Annotated in this window: 12 protein-coding genes; 10 read left to right on the top strand and 2 right to left on the bottom strand. The window is 36.3% G+C overall.

The window, feature by feature from the left end; genetic code table 11:
* Nucleotides 1–42: 42 nt before the first annotated feature.
* Nucleotides 43–1719 carry a glycoside hydrolase family 28 protein gene (locus QMG60_RS17670; protein WP_281865855.1) on the bottom strand — a complete coding sequence of 559 codons (1677 nt, stop codon included), beginning with the start codon at nt 1717–1719 and terminating at the stop codon, nt 43–45.
* A 559-nt stretch (nt 1720–2278) separates the two neighbouring features.
* Here QMG60_RS17670 and QMG60_RS17665 point away from each other — a divergent pair.
* From QMG60_RS17665 to QMG60_RS17650, 4 genes are all read left to right on the top strand, one after another.
* Nucleotides 2279–4741, top strand: a complete 2463-nt coding sequence (locus QMG60_RS17665) for a right-handed parallel beta-helix repeat-containing protein (protein WP_281865854.1) — start codon at nt 2279–2281, stop codon at nt 4739–4741.
* Between the two features lie 213 nt (nt 4742–4954).
* Nucleotides 4955–6019 (top strand): Gfo/Idh/MocA family oxidoreductase, encoded by a 1065-nt coding sequence (locus QMG60_RS17660; RefSeq protein WP_281865853.1) that lies wholly within the window; start codon nt 4955–4957, stop codon nt 6017–6019.
* The gene (locus QMG60_RS17655) at nt 6016–7596 is read left to right on the top strand and encodes a sodium:solute symporter (RefSeq protein WP_281865852.1); all 1581 of its coding nucleotides are present in this window, start codon (nt 6016–6018) and stop codon (nt 7594–7596) included. Before QMG60_RS17660 ends, QMG60_RS17655 begins: the two co-directional genes overlap by 4 nt.
* A gap of 108 nt (nt 7597–7704) precedes the next feature.
* A complete protein-coding gene (locus QMG60_RS17650) occupies nt 7705–8625 on the top strand; it encodes a hypothetical protein (RefSeq protein WP_166669316.1) in 921 nt (306 codons plus the stop codon).
* Nucleotides 8626–8668: 43 nt separating this feature from the next.
* Here QMG60_RS17650 and QMG60_RS17645 read toward each other — a convergent pair whose 3' ends face one another.
* Nucleotides 8669–9877 carry an MFS transporter gene (locus QMG60_RS17645; protein WP_281865851.1) on the bottom strand — a complete coding sequence of 403 codons (1209 nt, stop codon included), beginning with the start codon at nt 9875–9877 and terminating at the stop codon, nt 8669–8671.
* Between the two features lie 128 nt (nt 9878–10005).
* On the opposite strand from QMG60_RS17645, the gene QMG60_RS17640 reads away from it, so the two are divergent.
* The 6 genes from QMG60_RS17640 (at nt 10006) to QMG60_RS17615 (ending at nt 23932) form a co-directional block, all read left to right on the top strand.
* Nucleotides 10006–10797, top strand: coding sequence for a helix-turn-helix transcriptional regulator (locus tag QMG60_RS17640; protein WP_281865850.1), 792 nt, complete (start codon nt 10006–10008; stop codon nt 10795–10797).
* A 487-nt stretch (nt 10798–11284) separates the two neighbouring features.
* Nucleotides 11285–13471 carry an alpha-rhamnosidase gene (locus QMG60_RS17635; RefSeq protein ID WP_281865849.1) on the top strand — a complete coding sequence of 729 codons (2187 nt, stop codon included), beginning with the start codon at nt 11285–11287 and terminating at the stop codon, nt 13469–13471.
* Between the two features lie 213 nt (nt 13472–13684).
* Nucleotides 13685–15361 (top strand): hypothetical protein, encoded by a 1677-nt coding sequence (locus tag QMG60_RS17630; RefSeq protein ID WP_281865848.1) that lies wholly within the window; start codon nt 13685–13687, stop codon nt 15359–15361.
* Between the two features lie 216 nt (nt 15362–15577).
* A complete protein-coding gene (locus QMG60_RS17625) occupies nt 15578–16702 on the top strand; it encodes a glycosylase (protein ID WP_281865847.1) in 1125 nt (374 codons plus the stop codon).
* Nucleotides 16703–16917: 215 nt separating this feature from the next.
* Complete coding sequence (locus tag QMG60_RS17620) at nt 16918–20241, top strand: glycoside hydrolase family 2 TIM barrel-domain containing protein (protein WP_281865846.1); 3324 nt, start codon at nt 16918–16920, stop codon at nt 20239–20241.
* Between the two features lie 301 nt (nt 20242–20542).
* Nucleotides 20543–23932, top strand: coding sequence for a glycosyl hydrolase (locus QMG60_RS17615; protein WP_281865845.1), 3390 nt, complete (start codon nt 20543–20545; stop codon nt 23930–23932).
* Nucleotides 23933–24146: the final 214 nt, after the last annotated feature.

Raw genomic sequence — 24146 nt, 5'->3', positions numbered from 1 at the left:
TAGCTAACCTTTTACAGTTAACATTTAACCTTTTACAAAAAATTAAAACTTAACCGCTTTCTTAGGAACATCCTTTCCAATAGTAGTACTTTTCGATAAATTAGAACCACTCAAATCAATATTTTTACTCGCTCCACCATCAATTGTAATCATATTAGAAGAACCAGAATTAAACTCGATGTTTTTTAATGAAAGGTTTTGCGTATTGTAAATTTCAAAAGCATTTTTAGCTTCGATATCCAATTGAGCGTTAGTGATTTTAATTCCGTTTGCATCAATAATAGAAAATCCTTTTTGAGCTTTGGCAATCAAGTTTGAGATTTCAATATTTTCTAAATTCATTTCAGGTAGACCTTGTAAAAATACTGCCTGCTGAGCGCCTTTAATCGTAATATTTTTGATTACAATATTTTTAAACTGAGGTGTTTCCTCATTTACTGGAATCGCTTTTGTACTAACAGTATTCCCACCTTCCGCTAGAGTTTCAGCGATCGATTTTCCTCCGTAATACAAATCAAAAGAAATCGCCTGAGAAGGAATATCAGTCATAAAAACATCTGAGATATAAATGTTTTCAACTATACCACCGCGTCCGCGAGTACTTTTAAAACGTAAACCAACATCAGTTCCCATAAAAGTACAATTAGAAACATGCAGATTTTTTACACCACCAGACATCTCACTTCCAACCGTAACACCGCCGTGGCCGTGATAAACAATATTGTTTTTTACAATGATATTTTCGCAAGGAACGCCTCTGTCACGTCCGTCTTTATCTTTTCCAGATTTAATACAGATGGCATCATCTCCAACATCAAAGCTAGAGTTTTCGATGATTACATTTTTACATGATTCAACATCAAGTCCGTCACCATTTTGTGAAAACCATGGATTTCTAACGGTTATATTTCGAACAATTAAATCTTCAATTAATAAAGGATGAATGTTCCAAGCTGGTGAATTTTGGAAAACTGGCCCATCAAACATCACTCTTTTACTATTTTGAATACTCACCAATACTGGACGTAAGAAATCATGAATCGCTTCAAAATCTTCTTTCGTTTTTAAATCAGGACGAACGTTCTGATCTGCACCTTTAGCACCTTTTAAATATTGCTCAGATGGATACCAACTGTCTTTCTTTTCATTTAAGACTCCGCCAGAAGCCACAAACTTTTTCCACTGTTCCTCTGTCAATTTACTCTTTTTTACCTGTCTCCAAGCTTCGCCAGAACCGTCCCAAACTCCATTTCCGGTAAAAGCAATATTCTCTAGATTTTTACCATAAATAGGAGAGATACAACGCCATGTATTTAGGCCCTCAAAGCTAGTTTCGATAATTGGATATAAAGATTTGTCTGTAGAGAATTTAATTAAAGCTCCAGTTTGAGCATGCAATTCAATATTGCTTTTTAAAATGATTGGCCCCGTCAGCCAGATTCCAGGCGGAATAACTAATTTTCCTCCGCCTTTTTTAGAAAGCCCATCAATGGCATCAGCGAAAGCTTTTGTATTTAAAACATAACCGCCGTTGACTGCTCCAAAATCCTTTAAGTTCACAACATTATTTGGAATAATTGGTTCGTTTACTTTTGGCATTTTGAATTCAACATTAGCATAAGTATCGTAAGAGGTGCTTTGAGCATTTACATTTTTCGACCCCATACAAAGCATAATTGCCATTGCAAGAGAAAAAAGATTTAGTCGGTTGGTTTTCATTGTTAGTAAATTTTTGGTGTTATTTTTATAGATGTGAAAAATTACTTCTCACATTAATAATAATAGTTAAATGTAATCGATTACACAAATCTATTAAAAAAAGTTTAAATGTTTGCCACGAATTACACGAATTGCACTAATTTTTCTTTCTATGTAATTAATAATATGAATATGAATTGCCTCCAGCTTTAGCTGGGGGTTATATTTTAAACATTTCCAGGCTTTATCTAAATTTCAAAATTTGACTAAAGCCTTTACTCTTTAAATTATAAACCTTCATCTAAAGCTGGAGGCAATTGGAGTTAATTAAATAAAAAAATTAGTGCTATTCGTGTAATTCGTGGCTAAATCAAAAACCACAAACAGGAGGGTACAGGATACATATAACTTTATGTTCAAGTAAATTGGACGAATTATTTGGTAAAAGTGTTAAAAACACATTTATTTGTAAAATTATTAGTGCTTTAAATTAATGCCTGATAATTTTATCCTAAGAAAAAAATCAATACTATAAATAATGCGCTTACTTCCTTTCAACAAATTACTGATCGTTTTTTTAATGATATTCACTTTTTTTTCGGCGAATGCTGCTGAAATTTGGGTGTCGCCATCGGGAAATGATTCCAACATCGGAACAAAATCAAATCCGCTGGCAACGGTTCACATGGCAATGCGAAAAGCCAGAGAACTACGCCGACTAAAAGATCCATCTATAAAAGACGGAATCCGAATTATAGTAATGAACGGAACGTATTATTTAAACGAACCTTTGTTTGTAAGACCAGAAGATTCGGGAACTCCAGAAAGTCCAACAACAATTGAAGCCGATGCAAATGCAAAGCCAATTATTAGCGGGGGAATCGAAATTAAAAACTGGAAAAAAACCAGCATTTTAAATGGTAAAAAAGGAACATTTTGGGTGGCCGATGCGCCTCAAAAAGCAGGTTCAATTATCAATTACCGACAATTATGGGTAAATGGAAAAAAAGCAGTGAGAGCCAAAAGCACTGCTGGAAATGCAATGGACCGAATTTTATCGTGGGATCATCAGTCGCAAACCTGCTGGATTCCGTTTAAAGACAAATCGATAAAGTTTGAGCCTGGAATGGAAATGTTTATCGTACAATGGTGGTCGATTGCCAATCTCCGAATCAAAAATATTGAAGTTCAGAAAGACAGCGCCAGACTTTCGTTTGAAGAGCCTGAAAGCCGTATTCAGAGCGAACACCCGTGGCCGGCACCGTGGATCTCTAAAAATAACGGAAATTCTGCTTTTTATTTGAATAACGGGATCTCGATGCTGAACGAACCTGGAGAATGGTTTTTGGACAAGAAAAATGCCAAAATCTATTATGTTCCGAGAGCTGGAGAAGATATTAATTCGGCAGTTGTAACTGCGCCTGTTTTAGAAAATCTGGTTGAAATAAAAGGAACAATTGATTCGCCTGTAAGTCATTTTAGATTTAAAGGAATTTCGTTTCAGTACAGCAACTGGCTTCGTCCTTCAAAGCAAGGTCATGTGCCATTGCAATCGGGTTTGTACTTGTTAGATGCCTATAAATTGAAACAGCCGGGAACGCCAAATCAGGCGAATTTAGAAAATCAGGCGTGGGTGGGAAGACCTCGTGCGGCGGTTGAAGTAAATTATTCGAATAATATTCAGTTTGAATCCTGCCGTTTTGAGCATTTGGCTTCGACTGGTTTGGATTTAAATAAAGGAACAAATCACAATACCGTAAAAGGAAATTTATTTAAAGATATTGGCGGAAGTGCCATCAATGTAGGTATTTTTTCTGAAGAAGCTTTTGAAGCGCATTTGCCTTTAATTATAAAAGACGAAAGAGAAATGTGTTCTGATGAAGTCATTGCCGATAATTTAATTACCAACGTAACCAATGAAGATTGGGGAACTTTGGGAATCAGCGCAGGTTTTGTGCGTAATATTACCATAGAGCACAATGAAATTTCAGACGTATCGTATTCAGGAATGGCGATGGGCTGGGGATGGACGCATACACCAAACGTGATGCAGAACAACAAAATTCTGGGGAATAAAATTCATCATTATGCCAAACATTTGCATGATGTAGCTGGAATTTACACGCTTTCGGCACAACCCAACAGCCGAATTGAAGAAAATTATATCGACAAAGTTTACAATAGTCCGTATGCGCACGATCCGTTTTTATGGCTGTATTTGTATACCGATGAAGGTTCTGAAGGTTTTACAATTAAAAATAACTGGATTGCCGAGAAAAAAATCCTAAAAAATCATAACGGTCCGAAAGGAAATATCTGGGAACATAACGATCCGTATGTGAGTACAAAAATTAAAGAGGCAGCCGGAATTAGAGCGCCTTATAAAGATTTAGAAAAAGAAGTTGTAATCGATGAAAAATGGGGACTGCAGGAAATGCCAAAACCGTATGCAATCGAATTGATAGGTAATGATTTTGACATCGAAAAAATCAAATCGACTTTGGTTGGTTTTAGAATCGTAGGTCAGGAATTGTACCAATGGAAAAATCATTTGGTGATTTACGGAAAAATGAATCAGCCGGAAAGAACAAAGAGAAAATTGGCAGGCGCTTTTCCTTCTTTAGAAATTAAAATCTATGATGATTTGGTTTACGATTTTCAAAACTTCGAAAGATGTAAAGATTCGAAACCGGCATCGGATTGGGAAAATATTGTTTTAACAGCGAATCTTCCTGCCGATGAAAAAGGGCAGAAAGAATATGTTGAGTACCACAAAACGCAATTTGAAAAATGGCCGGAAGTAGCAAAAGGTTTCTGCAACGCCGATTTCCAACAGTTACAGGTTTTCAAAAAAGACAGGCAATTGATCTTGGTAATCAGTATTCCGAAGGGCGAAAATCTGGACAAACTAAATCCGAAAACAACCCAAAATAATCCGCGTGTAGACGAATGGAACGCTTTAATGAAGAAATATCAAAGCGGAATTGAAGGCGCAAAACCAGACGAAACCTGGATTTTCTTGAACAAAGCAGAAACTAAATAATTACAGACGACTTATCCTAACAGGTTTCCAAAACCTGTTAGGTATGTGTAAGTTCAAAGGAATACAAACCAAAGATTAAATGATTAAAATAATTTTTCTAATCTGTGAAGATCCTTTAATCTGTTGCAAGAAAAATACCTAACAGGTTTTAGAAACCTGTTAGGATACGTACAAAAAAAACTAACATCAACAATCTAAAAATAACCACATCTCATGTTAAAAATAGCCATTCTGGGACTTGGAGAAGGACGAAGCACCATGTCAGCCGCTATAGAAAGTTCAAAATTAGAGCTTGTAAAAATATGCGACAGAAACGAAGACTTGTGCAAACAGCGCGCAAAAGAATTTGATTTTCATTCGTACACCACCAATTACGAAGATTTATTAAAGGATGCTTCAATTGATATAATTGCGATTTACACGCCGGATCATTTGCATGCACAGCACGTAAAACAAGCTTTGTTACACGGAAAACATGTTGTTTGTACAAAACCTTTTATCGATGATCTTTCTGATGCAAAAGAATTGTTAGAATTAAGCAAATCGACTGGAAAAAAAGTCTTTATTGGACAAAGTTCCCGTTTCTTCGAACCAGCTAAAAGACAAAGAGCCGATTATGAAGCAGGATTAATTGGAGATTTAATTACAATTGAAGCGCAGTATCATGCCGATCACAGATGGTTTTTAAAGAAAGAATGGTCGCTTTTACAGTCGTTTAAATGGCTGTACGGAGGTTTGAGCCATCCTGTAGATTTTATAAGATGGTATCTGCCAAACATTCAGGAAGTAATGGGTTACGGAATGATCAGCAGTAACGGACAAGCAGCAGGATTGAAAAATGAAGATACGATGCACTTTATCTTCAAGGCAACCGATGGAAGAATTGCACGTGTGAGCGGTGTCTATACTTCGCCAACTCAGCCAGCGCAACGCGACAGCGGAATGAGTACGATTTTAAGAGCAACAGAAGGAGCAAGCCAAGCCGATTATCACGAATTGCGTTATGCAGTTACAGACAAAACGGGAGAAGAAAAAGTAATTACCTGGGGCGACAGCACGATAAAATATTATTTCCGTTTTGAAGGACAAAGCCATCACGGCGGGGAATATCAGAATTATTTAGAATATTTTGTGGACAGCATCGAGCAGGGTTTTGAAGCCTATCCAAACATGGAAGAAGGAATTGGAACTGTGGCTTTATTGCAGGCAATGGACAAATCACTGCAAACTGGAATGCCGGTTAAAATCGCCGATATTCTTAACGAATACGGACTATGAACAGCATCTACGATAAATTAACGACGCTCGATTTTATAATTGTAGCTGTTTATTTGGTGACTTTATTAGTCATTGGTTATGTGGTGAGCGTGAAGCAGAGCAAGAAAAATGAAACGCTTTTTCTGGCTTCCAATTCATTAAACTGGTACAGCATCGGGTTTAATATGTGGGGAACCAATGTTGGGCCTTCGTCCTTATTGGCTTTTGCGAGTATTGGTTATGCTACAGGAATTGTGGCAGGAAATTTCGAATGGTACGCCTTTGTATTTTTACTGCTTTTGGCGATGGTTTTTGCACCAAGATATATTGCGAGTAAAGTCAGTACCATGCCCGAATATATGGGGAAACGCTACGGCGACAGTACTCAGAATATTTTAGCGTGGTATGCTTTGGTAAAAATATTAGTAAGCTGGCTGTCTTTAGGATTATTCAGCGGAGGCGTTTTAGTACGTCAGATTTTAGGAATTCCGATGTGGCAGAGTGTTACGGTTTTAGTAATTTTCTCTGGAATATTTACGTTTGCCGGAGGATTAAAAGCGATTGCTAAAGTGAATGTTTTTCAGATGATTTTGCTGATTGTAGTTTCGCTGACGCTTTCGTATTTAGGTTTGCAAAAACTAGGCGGAATAGATGTTTTAATTGCAAAAACACCTTCAAACTTCTGGAATTTAGTCCGTCCTTCGGATGATGCCCATTATCCTTGGCCAGCTATTTTGTTGGGATATCCTGTAGCTGCAGTTGCTTTTTTCTGTACCGATCAATCGATGGTGCAGAGTGTTTTGGGAGCTAAAAATCTAGAACAGGGGCAATTGGGCGTAAACTTCATTGGTTGGTTAAAAGTCATGGCTTTGCCGTTGTTTATTCTTCCCGGAATTTTGTGTTATGCTTTATATCCCGAATTAGGAAGCAATTCCGATTTGGCTTATATGACAATGGTTACGAATCTCTTTCCAAGCGGCATGAACGGTTTGGTAATCTGTGTGATGATTGCGGTTTTGGTAGGAACAATAGGTTCTTCTTTAAACGCTTTGAGCACCGTTTTTACCAATGATATTTACGTAAAGAAAATCAATCCGACGGCGACTATCAAAGATCAAATCAAAATTGGTCGTTTAACGATTGCAGCTGGTTGTGTTTTTGCGATTCTGATTGCCGTTGCAATTGACAATATCAAAGGGCAAAATTTATTTAATATTTTTCAGGCGGTTTTAGGTTTCCTGGCGCCATCTTTATCGGTTGTATTTTTGCTGAGTGTTTTCTGGAAACGCACCACAAAAAAAGCCGTAAATGCAACACTTTCTTGGGGGTCTGCCTTTAGTTTATTTGTTGGGGTTTTATACTTATGGATTTTTCCTGCCGATAAATATCCAGCCTGGCCTCACTTTTTATTGATTTCCTTTTACATTTTTGCTGTGCTTTTAATTGCAGCAGTTATTATCTCTTTAACCGATAAAAATCCTGAGGTTAATTTTTCAGATGAAACGGATATTCCTAAAACTAGTAAAAAGGTGAAACTTTTGTTTGGTTTGCTGGGTTTGACAATTTTGGTTTTGTATTTGGTTTTTAATTTTAATTAATCGGAAGAAAAATAAATAATAAAAAGATTACTTTAATTTAAATGTTTTGTAGTTTTTGTATTACATTTGCATCGCTTTTACGAAATGTTTAATGATAAAAATGTAATTATGTCAAAAAGTATATTAGCAGTTTTAATTTTTTCTTTTATTAGTATTAATAAGATGGCCTCGCAAAATCAAAAGATTTTTATCACTAGCGTCAAAAAAAGTGATAACAGTGTAGAATACAATTATACTAAAGCGGTACCAGGAAATTATTTTATAGAGTTTGATTTAGAAAGTGCTGCAAATGTTGAAAATATCTCTGCATTTAGAAAAACATATAATTTAAATTTAACCGAAGATTCGGGAACACTTTTTAAATTAGAACCTGCTGACAAAGAAAAGCCGATTTATTGTTCTTATACCTATAGCTATAGAAAAGGTTCTATAAAGCCTCAGCTGGATAACTCGATTGTTTATTTTCTACCATTTAAACAGAATAAAGAGGTAAGAATATATGAAACCTTTAGATTTAATGTTAAACCTGAAATATGGAAAAATTATACGGTGTTTTCTAAGACTAAAGATACCATATGTTCAATGAGAAAAGGTTTAGTTACCGAGATAAGAAAATTTGCTGTCTCAGATAAAGGAAACACTATTTTCAGAACAGAAATCATAGTTGACCATGCTGATGGAACAAATGCATCATATAGCGGTGTGGATGAAAATTTATTAGCGGTTAAACTTAATGATCAAGTTTATCCAGGTTCTATGCTTGGTGTAATGGATAACGTTGTGGATAACGATAAAAATCATGTCTTTAAATTTAATGTTTATTATTTGTCTGATGAAGAAGTAGATGGTTTAGATGGTAAAAAAAATAAAGTAATTGAAAGATCTGTAATGCCAATTTTTTATACTGCTGAAGGTTATCAAAACTTATACAGCGATAAAAAGTATACAGTAAAGTATAATGATGAAGTCCTTTTTAGAGAAATGACTCCTCAGGAAAAGGAAAAATATACTTCAAGTAACGTAATGTAAAAAAAATGCTCTAAATATTTTAGAGCATTTTTTTTAGTATATATTAGTTTTTAATTTTCTTCTCAAGATTTGGTAAAAATCCAGTGATAATACCAATTAAAGGCAGAAACGCACAAATCTTAAATACATATTCAATACTTGTCGCATCGGCGATTTTTCCGAGAATAGCAGAACCTAAACCTCCCATTCCGAAAGCAAATCCGAAGAAAAGACCTGCGACAAGTCCGACTTTTCCGGGCATTAATTCAGTTGCGTAAACTAAAATTGCAGAGAATGCAGAAGAAAGAATCAATCCGATAATTACAGATAGAGTTCCAACCCAAAATAAAGAAACATAAGGTAACATCAAGGTAAAAGGAGCAACTCCCAAAATAGAAACCCAGATAACATATTTTCTTCCGTATCGGTCTCCAATTGGTCCTCCGATCAAAGTTCCTGCAGCAACAGCGCCAGAGAATAAAAATAAATATACTTGTGACTGCTGAATTGTGATGTGAAATTTATCTATCAAGAAGAAAGTATAATAACTTGTAATACTGCTCATGTAGAAGTATTTAGAGAAAATCAATACCAATAAAATAATTAGCGAAGCAATTACTCTGTTTTTAGATAAATGATGCGTTTCGATTTGGTGTGCCGATTTATTAGCCATTCTTTCAGATAAATGTGCCGTGTACCAAATCGCAATTTTATACAAAGCAAAAATTCCAACTAAAGCAATAATACAAAACCAAGCGATATAAGATTGTCCGTGCGGAATAACGATAAAAGCGGCTAATAAAGGTCCGATAGCACTTCCTGCATTTCCTCCCAATTGAAAAATAGACTGCGCCAAACCTCTTTTTCCGCCAGAAGCCAAATGCGCCACACGTGAAGATTCAGGATGGAAAATTGAAGATCCAATTCCGATTAAACTTACTGATAATAATAAGTTGATAAAACTTGAAGCGATCGAAACAAAGAAAAGTCCAACCATGGTAAAACACATTCCAACAATCAGCGAATATGGTTTTGAGTTTTTATCGGTATACATTCCCACAAATGGTTGTAAAATAGACGCTACCATTTGGTAAGTCAAAGTAATAATACCAATTTGGGTAAAACTCAAACTGAAATTGTCCTTTAAAAGCGGATAAATTGAAGGCACTACAGCCTGTAAAAGATCATTGATTAGATGCGAAAAACTTATAATAAATAAGATCGAGTAGGTGGTTTTTTTAACTATGTCGGGGTTTGCTTTAATAGTGTCCATTTGGTAATTTTTGATTCTTAAATTAGGTTTAAAAACAACAGCTGTATTATTTTTTACAAAGATCAAAAGAATAGTAATGTCAGAATTGCTATATTTGGACAATGAATAACCAGATTCGGACATATCGAATGGCGCAAGAGCATGGATACAGAATTGATCCATCGATTCCTGTTATTGGCTATACCGAAATGGTAACCAACGAAATGTGTATTTCGCACTCGCACCCAAGAGGTCAGTTGATCTATGCAACTCGAGGAGTAATGAACGTTGTAGTGGGCAATCATATTTGGGTTGTGAATCCGTTGCAGGGCTTGTGGCTTCCGGGCGGAGTAGAGCATCAGGTTACTTTTCAGAAAGACGTTAATTATTACAGCGTTTTTATCGATCCGTCAGCAATGGAAGGATTGCCAACAAATAGTTTTTCCTTTGATATTCCGATGTTTTTAAAGCAGTTGGTTTTTAAAATCATTTCTTTTGGAATAGAAGGAAATCTCACTCCGCCACAAAAAAGAATCATTTCTGTTTTCTTAGACGAATTGGCTTTAATTGAGCCAAGTGCAACCTTTCTGCCAACAACGAATCACGAAAGACTTCAAAAAGTAGTAGAACTTTTAATGGACGATATAGCAAGTAAAAATACGATAGAGCATTACGCCGAACTTTCTTTTATGAGCACCAGAACTTTATCCCGCTTATTTATTAAAGAATTGGGAATGAATTTTAGCGATTGGCGCACGCGTTTAAAATTGCTGGAAGCCATAAAACGTTTGGGCGAAAAACAATCCATAAAAGAAATTGCCTTCAATTTGGGTTACGAAACTACCAGCGCTTTTATCTATATGTTTAAGAAGCATTTGGGTAAAACGCCTTCTAATTATATTTTAGAAGATGAAAATGAATCTGATATGATGATTGCTTAGATTGTCAGCCTAAATTTAAACGCAGATAAAACGGATTCGCTATCGCGAAGACACGGATTGACGCGGATTTTTTTCTTTTATTTCTCTTCAATAGCTTTGTCAAAAAAAGGATTATGAACTTTAATTTTATACAAATAGCCACAATCATTGTCATTTCGACGAGAAATCTTCGCAAGTAATTCCGCTACGAAAGTCCAATCTTTGTCGAGCTTCTCGAGGAGATTTCTCTCCCGAAGCCTCGGGATCGAAATGACAAAATACCCGAATAATTAAAATCCGTATAAATCCGCGTTTTTACGAAGTAAATCCGTTTCATCAGTGTCCCATAAAATTCTAACATCATTTTTTTTAGTACTAAAAAAGTGATAAGCCGTAATTTTTCCCTTAAAAAATTATCAAAAAGTGCTATTTTTTATGAATTAGCAGGATAGTGCAGGTTGTGAAATGTAAAGAGAACACTTATCTTTAGTCCCAAAATAAACTTACTATGCTAAACCGCTTTTCCATTTTTAAGACTTTACTTCTTTTTGTTGCCCTTTTTTGTTGTTCGCTATCATCAGCACAAGAAAAATCAAAAGAAGCGACATGGATCTGGTATCCAGGCGATTTCGAAGTTTGGTTAAGCAATAAAATGCAGGTAAGACGTACAGAACGCGAAGCCGTATTTCCACCGCTTTGGCAATATTACAGCCCTTATGCCTTGGTAACTTTTCAAACAGAAGTAAATATTCCGGAACCAGACGAGGCAAAAATCTTTTCGGAAGGACCTTTTCAACTACTTTTAGATGGTGTTCAAATCTACGGACAGCCAAAATCAATAAAAATTCCTGCTGGAAAACACAAAATTTCTTTTAAAGTTTACAATCAGGAAGTGTTGCCGGCTATTTATATTAATGGTAAATATGTTAAATCCGACGCTTCTTGGAAAGTAACCAATGAAGATAAACTCTGGATCGATGAAACTGGAAAAGCACAGCAATCTGGTACACCTTGGGTGCCTGTTGGCTCTTGGAATTTTAATTCGCCAGAAAACAAACCTTCTGAGTTTAAACTGACGACTAAACCTTTAAGTGCAAAGAAAACAGAAAAAATAGGAGCTGGACAGTTGGTCGATTTTGGTAAAGAAACTTTTGGTTATATTAAAATTCATGGCTTGAAAGGAAAAGGTAAAGTAGCGCTTTATTACGGAGAATCTCGCGAAGAAGCGCTGGATTCTGCCAAATGTGAAACCTTAGATCATTTATCTTTTGATGGAAAACAGCTTGAAACCTATACACACGACGGATCGAAAGCATTTCGCTATGTTCAGGTTCAAGCAGATGCAGGTATAAAATACGATTCGATTTCGATGCTTTATGAATATTTGCCATTAGACTATCGTGGTGCATTCAAATCATCGGATGAACAACTGAATAAAATTTGGGACGTGTCGGCTTATACGATGCATTTAACCTCTCGTGAATTTTTTATAGACGGAATTAAACGTGACCGCTGGGTTTGGTCTGGCGATGCCTATCAAAGTTATTTAATGAATTATTATTTATTCTTTGATTCGGCTTCTGTAGAACGAACGCTGTTAGCACTTCGAGGAAAAGATCCTGTAACGGCTCACGTGAATATCATCATGGATTATTCGCTGTATTGGTTTGTGGGTGTTTACGATTACTACTTACATACAGGCGATACGAAATTTATCAAAACTTTTTATCCAAGAATGAAATCGCTTATGGATTTCTGTTTAGAAAGAAGAAACAAAAACGGATTCCTTGAACCATTAGAAGGAGATTGGGTTTTTATTGATTGGGCAGACGGATTGCCAAAAACGGGCGAGGTTAGTTTTGAGCAAATGCTTTTAGCCAGAAGTCTTGAAGCCATGGCGGTGAGTGCTGAAATTGCTGGTAAAAGTGAAGACCAAAAAGAATATCAAAAATTAGGAGATAATTTGAAAACCAAATTATTTGATGTGTTTTGGGATAAAAAAGAAAACGTAATGAAGCACCAGCGTATCGATGGTAAAATCCAAAATATTGTAACCAGATATGCTAATATGTTCGGTATTTTCTTCAATTATTTTAATGAAGAACAAAAACAGAGTGTAAAAAATAATGTGCTGCTTAATAAAGATGTTCTTCAAATCACAACTCCATACATGCGTTTTTACGAGTTGGAAGCATTGTGCGCAATGGGCGAACAGGATTACGTTTTAAAAGAAATGAAAGACTATTGGGGTGGAATGCTGAATGAGGGCGCTACTTCATTTTGGGAAGAATACAATCCAAACAAAAAAGGAACGGAACATTTAACGATGTATGGTCGTCCTTACGGAAAAAGCCTTTGCCACGCTTGGGGAGCAAGTCCGATTTACTTATTAGGGAAATATTATCTGGGTGTAAAACCAACAGCTCCGGGATATGCCGAATATGAAATCAAACCAAATCTTGGCGGTTTAAAATGGATGGAAGGAAAAGTGCCAACACCAAACGGCGAAGTTGCCATCTATTGCAGTACCAAAGAAATTAAAGTTAAAGCAGGCGAAGGAGAAGGAAAATTGATTTTTGAAAGTGCCAGCAAACCAAAAACAAATTCAGGAACGATTAAGGAACTATCGAAGAATAAATATCAGTTGATTGTAAAACCGAATGTGGAGTATAAAGTGAGTTATAGGGCAATTTGAGTGATTAGTGATTAGTTCTAGTGATTAGTTCTTAGTGATTAGTCCCTAGTTCTTAGTTTGTAAACGTCCAGTTTGTCATTTCGACGGAGGAGAAATCCTCGCAAGTAACTCCACAAAGATTGATCTGCTAGGTGTGCTCAGCAAACGAAGATTTCTCCTCCGTCGAAATGACAAGATTGAAGAAATTTATAGTCAATAAAAAATAAAAAACAAATGTTTTCAAAAAATACAAAATACAATTTCAAATTAAAAACAGCTTTTCTAATGCTGTTAACTGTCTGCATTCAAACTACAGCACAAAATACCGCATGGAAACCTGCTTCATTTGAAATTGTAAAATCCAATTACAAAACTTTCAAAACCATCCAATACGCTCACGTATTTTCAGGAAGCAAGCATAATATTGTTCGTTTAGCACCAGAATTGCAAGGATTAACAGGCGTTGAACTTCCTTTAGAAAAATATAAAAACGGAACCAATTCTCCATTACAATTAAAGTTTAAAGAACCCGTAACTGTTTTGGTTGGTGTATTTCAAGATAAAAATGCGGAATACTTGCAAGTAAATCAAATCGGGAATAATAATGAAATCCTTTCAAACGGAGTTACCATTACAGGTTTACCGCCTGTTGATGTTTATGCAATTCCGTACGGAAAAGGAACCCATACTATTTTACCAAATCAAAAAGGATTGTTTGCTGTCTTGGGAGTTTTAAAAATCGATCAGCAGTTGAATGCAAGAGATGCCAAATTACCAGACGGAAAACTTTGGAATCCGACTTTTATCGTTGAAGGATTTTCAGATGAAAAACCACTTTTCGAAATTATTGGCGGAGAAAGCAAACCAGTTATTGATGAAGGAATGTCTGGAACAGAAGGAATTCAGGGTGGATTTGAAGGCGGACGTGTAGTGAAAGTCGGCGATACCTATCATATGTTCCCAACCGAAAGAGCAGGAGAAAAAGGTGTTGATTATTATTACGATCGTGTAAAAACCAGAATCGGACATTGGACAAGTAAGGATGCAATTACTTGGAAAAGAGAATCAACAATCTACCAAGCCAGCGGAACTTATGCCGTAACCGAAGATGATAACCCGATGAATGACCGCCGTGCAGCAATTTGGTCGTATATGCCTGTTTTTAATGAAAAAGCTAATAAATGGTACGGCTATTATTTGGCTTATACTGTTAGTAAAGAAATAGAGCCAAATCATTCATTTGGAAGAATTTGGAGATGCGAATCAACTGTTGAAGGTATCAACGGAATCGGTGGTCCTTATAAAGATATGGGAATTATCATGGAACCAGGATTAGATTCTCAGCCTTGGGAAGGCCGTCAGGGAGTTGCTTCGTTTTTTCCTTATCAAGTTGGTGATAAATATTTCGGGTTTTACAGCGGGGCGTATCCATTTACCTCTTGGGCAGATTATCCAAAGAAATCAGGAAAAGGTTGGTTTGTGGCTTTAGCTGAATCCAAAAGCTTAGAAGGACCTTGGACAAGAATGAACAAAGGTTTGGAACCTATTAAAACGATGCATCCACAATTTGTTGAAAATCCAATTGTAAGTCAATTACCAAACGGTCTGTACATTGCTATTTTCGACGGAGGCCCAGACGGATGGGGACATCATTTACCTAATATGATTGCCTATTCATTATCAGCAGACGGAATAAATTGGGCAGAAGCGCATTATCTTCCAATAGAAACCAAAGTAGATAAATGGTGGGATATTATGAGAACTCCTTTATGTTTAATTCCAGAAGGAAATGATGTTTATACAATAGTGTACAATGCAATCGATTTAAAGAGAAGATTTCATCCAACAGGAATGGTAAAAGTAAAATTGAATAAAGATGTGATGGAGTCTAAATTAAAAGAATTGAAATAAATTGCACACGGATGAGGCGGATTTACTTCGTAAAGACGCTGATTAGCGCGGATTTTTTTTATAAACGCGCTTAATCTTTGTCAAAATTTTAAACTTTGACAAAGATGCTAAGATTGAGAAATAGAAAAAAAATAAAAAAATCCGTTTTTTCCGCGTCTTTACGAAGTAAATCCGTGTCATCTGCGTTCAAAAACGTTCAATAATTACATAAAGAAAATGAAAATTAAATATCTACTTATTGCCACAATAGCACTTGCTATAACCAGCTGTGCAACCAAGTACAAGAAAAGAGAAATTACAGAAACCGTAATGCAGGAGATTTACGAAGAAATCAAAACGCCTTATAAATACGGTTTGGTGATGGTTCCAACAGACAACTCCTATAAAATGGATTGCCCGAGTGTATTCAGAAAAGACGGAAAATGGTATATGACTTATTTAATTTACGATGGAAGAGGTTACGAAACATGGTTAGCAGAAAGTGACGACCTTTTAGATTGGAAATATTTAGGAAAAGTAATGTCGTTCTCAGAAAACGAAAAACATTGGGATGTCAACCAAAAGGCAGGATATATTTCACTGCAAGATCCAACGTGGGGTGGAAGTTATGAATGGGAAAAATACGATGATAAATATTGGATGAGTTATTTTGGCGGAGACAGCAAAGGTTATGAAGCTGGCGTTTTATCAATTGGAATGGCGTATACGAAAGAAGCGCCGACAAAACCACACGAATTTCAAAGATTAGAAAATCCGGTTTTAACGCCAAAAGACAAAGACGCAAAATGGTGGGATAATAGCACGATGTATAAAAACAGCGTGATTCGTGATAAAGATAAACTGACAGGGCATAATTTTATAATGTATTACAATGCCCGTGGCGACAGTATAAATCCTGCTAAAGGCGCTGAACGTATTGCCATGGCTGTATCAGACGATATGAAAGTATGGAAACGTTATGGCGATAAACCATTAATCAATCATCATAAAGGAATTTCAGGAGATGCTTATATTCAGCGAATTAATGATACCTGGGTGATGTTCTATTTTGGAGCTTTTTGGACGGGTTGGAATCAAGGTGCATTTAACCGTTTTGCAGTTTCAAATGATCTAGTAAACTGGACCGACTGGAAAGGTGACGATTTGGTTAAATCTTCTGAACCTTACGATGATTTGTTTGCGCATAAATCATTTGTGGTAAAACATGATGGTGTTGTTTATCATTTCTATTGTGCCGTTAACAAAGCAGAACAAAGAGGAATTGCAATCGCAACGTCTAAAGATTTAGGAAAAAGCAAATTGAATTTTGTGGCTCCTCCGGAGAAAAAGAAGAAGAATTAAGTACAGAGTATTAATATACATGAAGTTTTAGACATGACAGGTTTTAAAAACCTTTCAGGTCTAATAACCACAAAATAATAAAGAGACAGTTTTGTCACTTCGACGAAGGAGAAATCTCCACAAGTAGCTCCACACAGGATGGTTGCCAATCTTTGTAGAATATCGTGCGAAGATTTCTCGTTCCTCGAAATGACAAAAAAACTAAAAATAAAACAATGTTTAAATCAAATTATATTCAGCAATTTTTCAACTTTCGACTTTTGACTTTCGACTTTTTGACTGTAATCTTACTTCTAATATCTTACACAACTCACGCCCAATCCGTTACAGGAGAACCGGCGGGAGTTCCTGAATTGCATAAAAAATACCAATTTGCACCTTGGGAAGATCCAACGGTTACGAGCATCAACAGACAGCCTTCGAGAGCAACTGCTTATTCGTATACCTCTGTTGAAGACGCTCTAAAAGGCGACAGAACCAAAAGCCGAATCCAGATGCTGAATGGCGATTGGGATTTTAAATATGCCGTAAACCTGAAAGAAGCTTCAAAAGATTTCTATAAAAGTACCGTTTCAGGCTGGGATAAAATCGAAGTGCCCTCCAATTGGGAAATGAAAGGATATGATAACCCAATTTACAAAAGTGCCGTTTATCCGTTTCGACCAATAAATCCGCCTTATATTCCTAAAGATTATAACGGAATTGGTTCTTACCAACGCAGTTTTACCGTTCCGGCAAACTGGAAAGACATGACAGTTACATTGCATTTTGGAGCTGTAAGTTCTGGTTTTCAGGTTTGGTTAAACGGAGAATTTTTAGGGTATGGAGAAGACAGTTTTCTGCCATCAGAATTTGATATTACGCCTTATTTAAAAGAAGGAGAAAATATCGTTTCTGTTCAGGTAATTCGTTGGGCAGATGGTTCTTATCTGGAAGATCAGGATCACTGGCGCATGAGCGGAATCCAGCGTGAAGTTTTCATTATGGCAGAGCCGAAATTACGCATTCAGGATTTCTTTGTTCAAACCAAATTAGACAAACAATATACCGATGCGATTTTCAAACTGCGTCCAAAAGTGGAGAATCTTACAGGAGAAAAAGTCAAAGATTACACGATGAATGTTCAATTGTACGATACTAATAACCAGGCAGTTTTCAAAGAACCGCTTCAGAGACCCGTAATCGATTTAATCAACGAAAGTTATCCTCGTCTTGATAATGTTCGTTTTGGATTCTTTCAGGAAACCATCAAAAATCCGAAAAAATGGAGTTCAGAAGAACCGAATTTATATACGATGGTCATTTCCATCAAAGATAAAAACGGCACTATTACCGAAGCCAAAAGCTGTAAAGTAGGCTTCCGTTCGATTGAATTTTCAAAAGAAAACGGTAAAATGCTCATCAACGGAAAAGAAACTTATGTATATGGCGTAAACCGTCACGATCATCATCCAACAAGAGGAAAAGCCGTTACGAGAGAAGATATCAAACAAGATATTACCACGATTAAAAAGTTCAATTTCAATTTTATACGTACAAGCCATTACCCAAACGATCCTTATTTTTATGAATTATGCGATCAGTATGGAATCATGGTTATGGACGAAGCCAATCAGGAAACACACGGAATTGGCGGTAAATTAAGCAACGATCCGCTTTGGACAAATGCTTATATGGAACGTATGATTAGAATGGTCGAAAGAGATAAAAATCATCCGTCAGTCGTGATGTGGAGTTTAGGTAACGAAGGCGGAAAAGGGCCAAATCACGCGGCTATGTCGGGCTGGGTTCACGATTTCGACATTACGCGTCCCGTACATTACGAACCAGCGCAGGGAAATGCAAAATTAGACGGTTACATCGATCCGCTGGATCCAGGATATCCTAAAACAATCGATCACGCTTACCGATTCGAAAATCCGCAGGATGATTCGTATGTTGATATGGTCAGCCGTTTTTATCCGGGCGTTTTCACTCCGAAATTTTTAGTTGATCAAAAGAAAGATACTCGACCAATTATTTTCGTTGAATATTCTCATGCAATGGGAAATTCAGTTGGAAATTTAAAAGAATTATGGGATGAATTCCGTTCGCTTCCAAGAGTTATCGGCGGTTGCATCTGGGAATTTAAAGATCAGGGATTGGTGAAATTCGATTCAAGATCAGGTCAGAATTATTTTGCGCATGGAGGAGATTTTGGCGAAAAATACCATGATGGAAATTTCAATACAAAAGGAATTGTAGATTCTAACGGAAAACCAAAAGGATCGATTTTTGAAAACAAATGGGTCTATCAGCCAGCGGTTTCCACTTTAAATGGAAATCAATTGGAAATCAAAAACCGTCAGGCCGTTAAATCTTTAGAAGATTATATTCCAGTTTTAAAAGTTTTGGAAAACGGAAATGTAATCAAAACACAAATATTAAAACCATTTAAGGTAGAAGCAGGACAGTCAACAACTTTAGATATCAGTTCTTATCTGCCAAAAATGAAAGCCGATGCGGAGTATATTTTAAATATAGAATTCCAGCTTTCAAAAGAGGAACTTTGGGCTTCAAAAGGCTACGCTGTCGCGGAAGATCAATTTGTGTTGCAAAAGAAAGAAGCGGTTTCGCCTGAAACTAAAAAGGAAGCTTTAAACGTTTCAGAATCTGATTCTGATTTTAAAATCAAAGGAAAAAATTTCGACATTAACATCAATAAAGGAAACGGAGCTTTGAGTTCGTATATTTTTAATGGCGAAGAACAGGTTTTTGCCCCATTGCTGCCTAATTTCGTAAGACCGCTTACAGATAACGATAAAAGAGGTTGGAAATCACAAAAGCTGTTAAAACAATGGTACAAAGCAAAACCAAAATTGGTAAATATTACAATCGACAAATCGGCTTCTGAAATTAAAATTACAAGCGATTACGAAATTATAAAAGACAGCGCAAGCGTAAATGTGGTCTACAATATTTTACCAAATGGATTGATAAAAGTTGATTACAGTTTAAAAGCATCGAACAAACTGCCAAACATTCCAAAAATCGGAATGCAGATGGGAGTGCAAAGAAAATTCGATCAGATTTCGTGGTACGGAAAAGGAGAATTGGAAAATTACAGCGACAGAAGTTTTGGCTCGTTTGTTGGAAAATATTCACTGCCAATAAATGATTTTATTGAACATTACCCAAAACCACAGGAAAACGGAAACAGATGCGATGTAAGATGGATGGCGCTGACAACTCCGCAGAAAAACAACGGATTTTTAGTGGTAAACGACACCAAAGTTTTAAGCATGAGCGCGTGGCCTTATACGCAGGAAAATCTTAGTTCCGCTGGTCATACCTACGATTTGAAAGATCCAGGATTTTTAACGCTAAATATCGATTTAATGCAGATGGGAGTGGGAGGAAATGACAGCTGGACAATTGTAGCACAGCCAATAGAACAATATCAAATTAAATCTGGAGATTATCAATATAGTTTTTATTTGACGCCTTTCAGCGGTTCAAAAAATGAATTAGAAAATAGTTTGAAGAAGTTTAAGTATTAATATATCCTAACAGGTTTCCAAAACCTGTTAGGTATTTTGTATTATAGATAAAGTATATTTTAAGTATAGTACAAGTATAGTTTATAATATGCAGTTTGTCATTTCGAGGAACGAGAAATCTTCGCAAGTAACTCCGCAAAGAAAAGCCAATCTTTGTCGAGCTTCTAACGAAGATTTCTCCTCCGTCGAAATGACAAAAAAAGAGAAAAATCAAAAAAAATCCGCTAAATCAGACAAATCTACGGGAGTAAATTTTCCCGCAGATTTAGCAGATTAGGCAGATTGTAATAAAACAACAAAAATGTTTCAAAAAAAACACCTCTTTTTTATCCTCCTTTTGGCAAGCTTCGTCTCAGCACAGGAAGTCCATAAAAAAGAAATATCATTTCAGCCAACGATCGAATCCTCAAAACCTTGGGTATATTGGTATTGGATGAAATCGGCTTATTCTAAAGCAGGAATCACAGCCGATTTAGAAGCGATGAAACAAGCAGGAATTGCGGGGGCTTATTTAATGACTATTAAAGGACCAGCAAATCCGCCATTAATAGATCCGCCGGTTTTACAGCTGAGTCCTGAATTTTGGGATATGATTCATTGGGCTTTTAAAGAAGCAGATCGTTTAGGTTTGAAATTGGCTTTTCACGGAGCAGACGGATTTGCCGTTGCAGGAGGGCCGTGGATTACACCAGAAATGTCGATGCAGAAAGTTGTCTGGTCAACTACAGAAATCTTAGGAGGTAAAAAGGTGACTTCAAAACTGCCAGTTCCAGAACATTACAAAGACTATTATAAAGACATTGCAATTTTTGCACTTCCGATTAAAGAATATCAAATTACTTCGCAGATGCAACTGCCAAAAGTAACGACATCAAACAGTACCGATGCTTCGTTTTTGGCTGATCCTAAAAAAGATGAAAATTTCAAGTTTGCAGAAAAAGGATGGATTCAATACGAATTTGCACAGCCATTTACCTGTAAATCTATTGTTATAGAAACCAAAGGAAGAGATTTTCAGGCACAGCGTCTGATTGTGGAAGTGAGTGATGACGGCATAAATTTTAGATTTCATGAAAGAATGACTCCGCCACGTCACGGCTGGCAGGACATGGATTTTTCTAACACACATGCTATTGCGTCTGTTACGGCAAAATATTTCAGATTTGTTTATGATCCAACTGGAACAGAACCGGGAGCAGAAGATTTGGATTTTGCTAAATGGAAGCAAAATCTGAAAGTGAGTAAAATAACACTTTCGAATCAGTCATTAATAAATAATTACGAAGGAAAATCAGGCGCAATTTGGCGTTTGACTCCGCAGACTACAGACAAACAGATTCCGAATTCGGAGTCATTTAAAAAATCGGAAGTTATTAATATTTCCAATTTTGTTGATGCTGATGGAAATCTGAACTGGAAAGCGCCAAAGGGAAAATGGAAAATTATCCGAATGGGACACACTTCGACAGGACATGAAAACGCAACTGGCGGAGCAGGAAAAGGATTGGAAGTAGATAAATTTAATCCCGAATTAATTCGTTTTCAGCTAGATCATTGGTTTGGTGAAGCGGTTCGTGCGGCTGCTCCTGAACTGACTTCAAAAGTTCTGGAAATCCTTCATTTTGACAGCTGGGAATGTGGAAGCCAAAACTGGTCTTCGGTTTTTCAGGCTGAGTTTAAAAAGAGACGTGGTTATGATCTTGTAGATTATCTTCCAGTTATGGCGGGAATCCCGATAGAAAGTGCCGATTTCTCAGAGAAAGTTTTATACGATATTAGAAAAACAATTGCCGATTTAGTAGCCGATAATTTCTACGGAACTGTTGCTCAGATTGCAAAAGAAAATGATGTTAAGTTAAGTTCAGAAAACGTTGCGCCAACAATGATGAGTGATGCTTTGCTGCATTATAAATATGTCGATTATCCAGGTGGTGAATTTTGGCTGAAAAGCCCAACACACGATAAACCTTTTGATATGGTAGATGCCATTTCGGGTGGACATATTTACGGTAAAGATATTATTCAGGCAGAATCTTTTACAGCTTTGCGAATGGATTGGGACGAACATCCGGGAAATCTGAAAACAACTGCAGACCGCAATTATGCTTTAGGAATCAACCGTTTGTTTTACCACGTTTTTGTTCATAATCCGTGGACAGACAAAAAACCGGGAATGACTTTAGATGACATTGGAACTTTTTTCCAAAGAGACCAAACTTGGTGGAAACCTGGAAAGGCTTGGTTTGAGTATTGTCAAAGAGTGCAGTTTCAGTTGCAGAAAGGAAAACCTGTGATTGATCTTGCAGTTTTTATTGGCGAAGATTTTCCTTCACGTTCTTTTGTGCCGGATCGTTTGGTGCCTTTTATTCCAAATGTGTTTGGTGCAGCAAGACTGGAAAGCGAGAAAATCCGTTTAGAAAATGAGGGTCAGCCAACGGCTAAAATGCCAAGAGAGGTTACCTATTCTAAAAATATTACCGATTTATCACAATGGATTAATCCGTTAAATGGCTATCAATATGATTCTTTCAACGCCGATGTTTTAATTAATCGTGCAAAAGTGGTAAACGGAAAAATTTCTTTTGATGGTGGAATTGAATACGGAGCTTTATTCTTTCCGGGAAGTCACAAAATGGCACCAAACAGAATTTTGTCTTTAGCTTCTGCTGAAAAAATATTGCAATTGATAAAAGACGGAGCTAAAATTTTTGTGGATGAAAAACCAAATATTCTACCAGGAATCCAATCAGAAACAGACCAAAAGAAATGGCAGAATGTAATTGATGAAATCTGGAATAATGCTAATTCATCAACATGGAAAATCGGAAAAGGAACGATTATCAAATTACCATATTTAGGAAATGATTTTGCTTCCATCGGAATTACACAAGACATCTATTTTCCAAATTTCAACAGAGCAGATTCAGAAACAATTGCATGGGCACATCGCAAATCGGATACTGAAGACGTTTACTTTATTTCTAATCAAAAAGGAGAAAAAAGAACATTTGATGCGTCGTTTAGAATAGCTGGAAAAGTTCCGCAATGGTACAATCCTGTTACCGATAAAATTTCGGAATTAACCAATTGGAAAATCGAAAATGGTAGAACAATTGTTTCAATAATTTTAGAGGCTAACGAATCTGGTTTTGTGATTTTTAAAGAAGAAACGAAAGAAGTTTTAGTTCAAACAAAATTTTCTGAATTTGAAAAAGTGCAGACTTTAGATGAAAATTGGGAACTTCAATTTGATCCAGCATTTAAAGGGCCAAAAGAAATAATTAAAATCAATAAACTTTTTGATTGGAGCACTTCTGAAAATGATCAGATTAAGTATTATTCAGGAACTGTCAGCTATAAAAAAGATTTTATTTGGAAAGGAAAAACTTCAGATAAAATCTGGTTAGATTTAGGTGAAATTTCTAATATCGCCGAGATTTCAATCAACGGAAAAGATTGTGGAACATTATGGACTTTCCCTTTCAAAACTGATATTTCAAAAGCTTTACAAAAAGGAAAAAATACAATCGAAATTAAAATCACAAATACTTGGGCAAATAGATTAATTGGCGATCAAAAATTGCCAAAAGAAGAGAGATTGACATGGACAACAGCGCCATTTCGTTTAGAAGGAGAACCGTTGTTGAGAGCGGGATTATTGGGTCCAGTTATGATTTTGAAAGAAAAATAAAATCAATTGCCTCAAGCTTTAGCTGGAGGCAATTGAAAATGGCAAAAAAGCATTTTTAGTTGTTTTGAAATCAGATAAAGATGTCGCTCCGCTGGAGCTTTTGTGTGATGATAAAATTTATTCTATAAATATTTCGTCCCTCTGGGACTCGTTTAGGAAGGATAGAATATTTAAACACATGTTTTTTATTTTAAATAAGACATGACTTTTTTCG

It is taken from the genome of Flavobacterium sp. GSB-24 (assembly GCF_027924665.1).
GTDB lineage: Bacteria > Bacteroidota > Bacteroidia > Flavobacteriales > Flavobacteriaceae > Flavobacterium.
This window is presented reverse-complemented; position numbering and strand designations above follow the sequence as displayed.

Bases quoted from the DNA above. Each gene is read 5' to 3' on its own strand.
- QMG60_RS17660 (WP_281865853.1), top strand. From the start codon at position 4,955: ATGTTAAAAATAGCCATTCTGGGACTTGGAGAAGGACGAAGCACCATG.
- QMG60_RS17630 (WP_281865848.1), top strand. From the start codon at position 13,685: ATGTTTTCAAAAAATACAAAATACAATTTCAAATTAAAAACAGCTTTT.
- QMG60_RS17670 (WP_281865855.1), bottom strand. From the start codon at position 1,719: ATGAAAACCAACCGACTAAATCTTTTTTCTCTTGCAATGGCAATTATG.
- QMG60_RS17620 (WP_281865846.1), top strand. From the start codon at position 16,918: ATGTTTAAATCAAATTATATTCAGCAATTTTTCAACTTTCGACTTTTG.
- QMG60_RS17665 (WP_281865854.1), top strand. From the start codon at position 2,279: ATGATATTCACTTTTTTTTCGGCGAATGCTGCTGAAATTTGGGTGTCG.
- QMG60_RS17640 (WP_281865850.1), top strand. From the start codon at position 10,006: ATGGCGCAAGAGCATGGATACAGAATTGATCCATCGATTCCTGTTATT.
- QMG60_RS17655 (WP_281865852.1), top strand. From the start codon at position 6,016: ATGAACAGCATCTACGATAAATTAACGACGCTCGATTTTATAATTGTA.
- QMG60_RS17645 (WP_281865851.1), bottom strand. From the start codon at position 9,877: ATGGACACTATTAAAGCAAACCCCGACATAGTTAAAAAAACCACCTAC.
- QMG60_RS17635 (WP_281865849.1), top strand. From the start codon at position 11,285: ATGCTAAACCGCTTTTCCATTTTTAAGACTTTACTTCTTTTTGTTGCC.
- QMG60_RS17650 (WP_166669316.1), top strand. From the start codon at position 7,705: ATGTCAAAAAGTATATTAGCAGTTTTAATTTTTTCTTTTATTAGTATT.
- QMG60_RS17615 (WP_281865845.1), top strand. From the start codon at position 20,543: ATGTTTCAAAAAAAACACCTCTTTTTTATCCTCCTTTTGGCAAGCTTC.
- QMG60_RS17625 (WP_281865847.1), top strand. From the start codon at position 15,578: ATGAAAATTAAATATCTACTTATTGCCACAATAGCACTTGCTATAACC.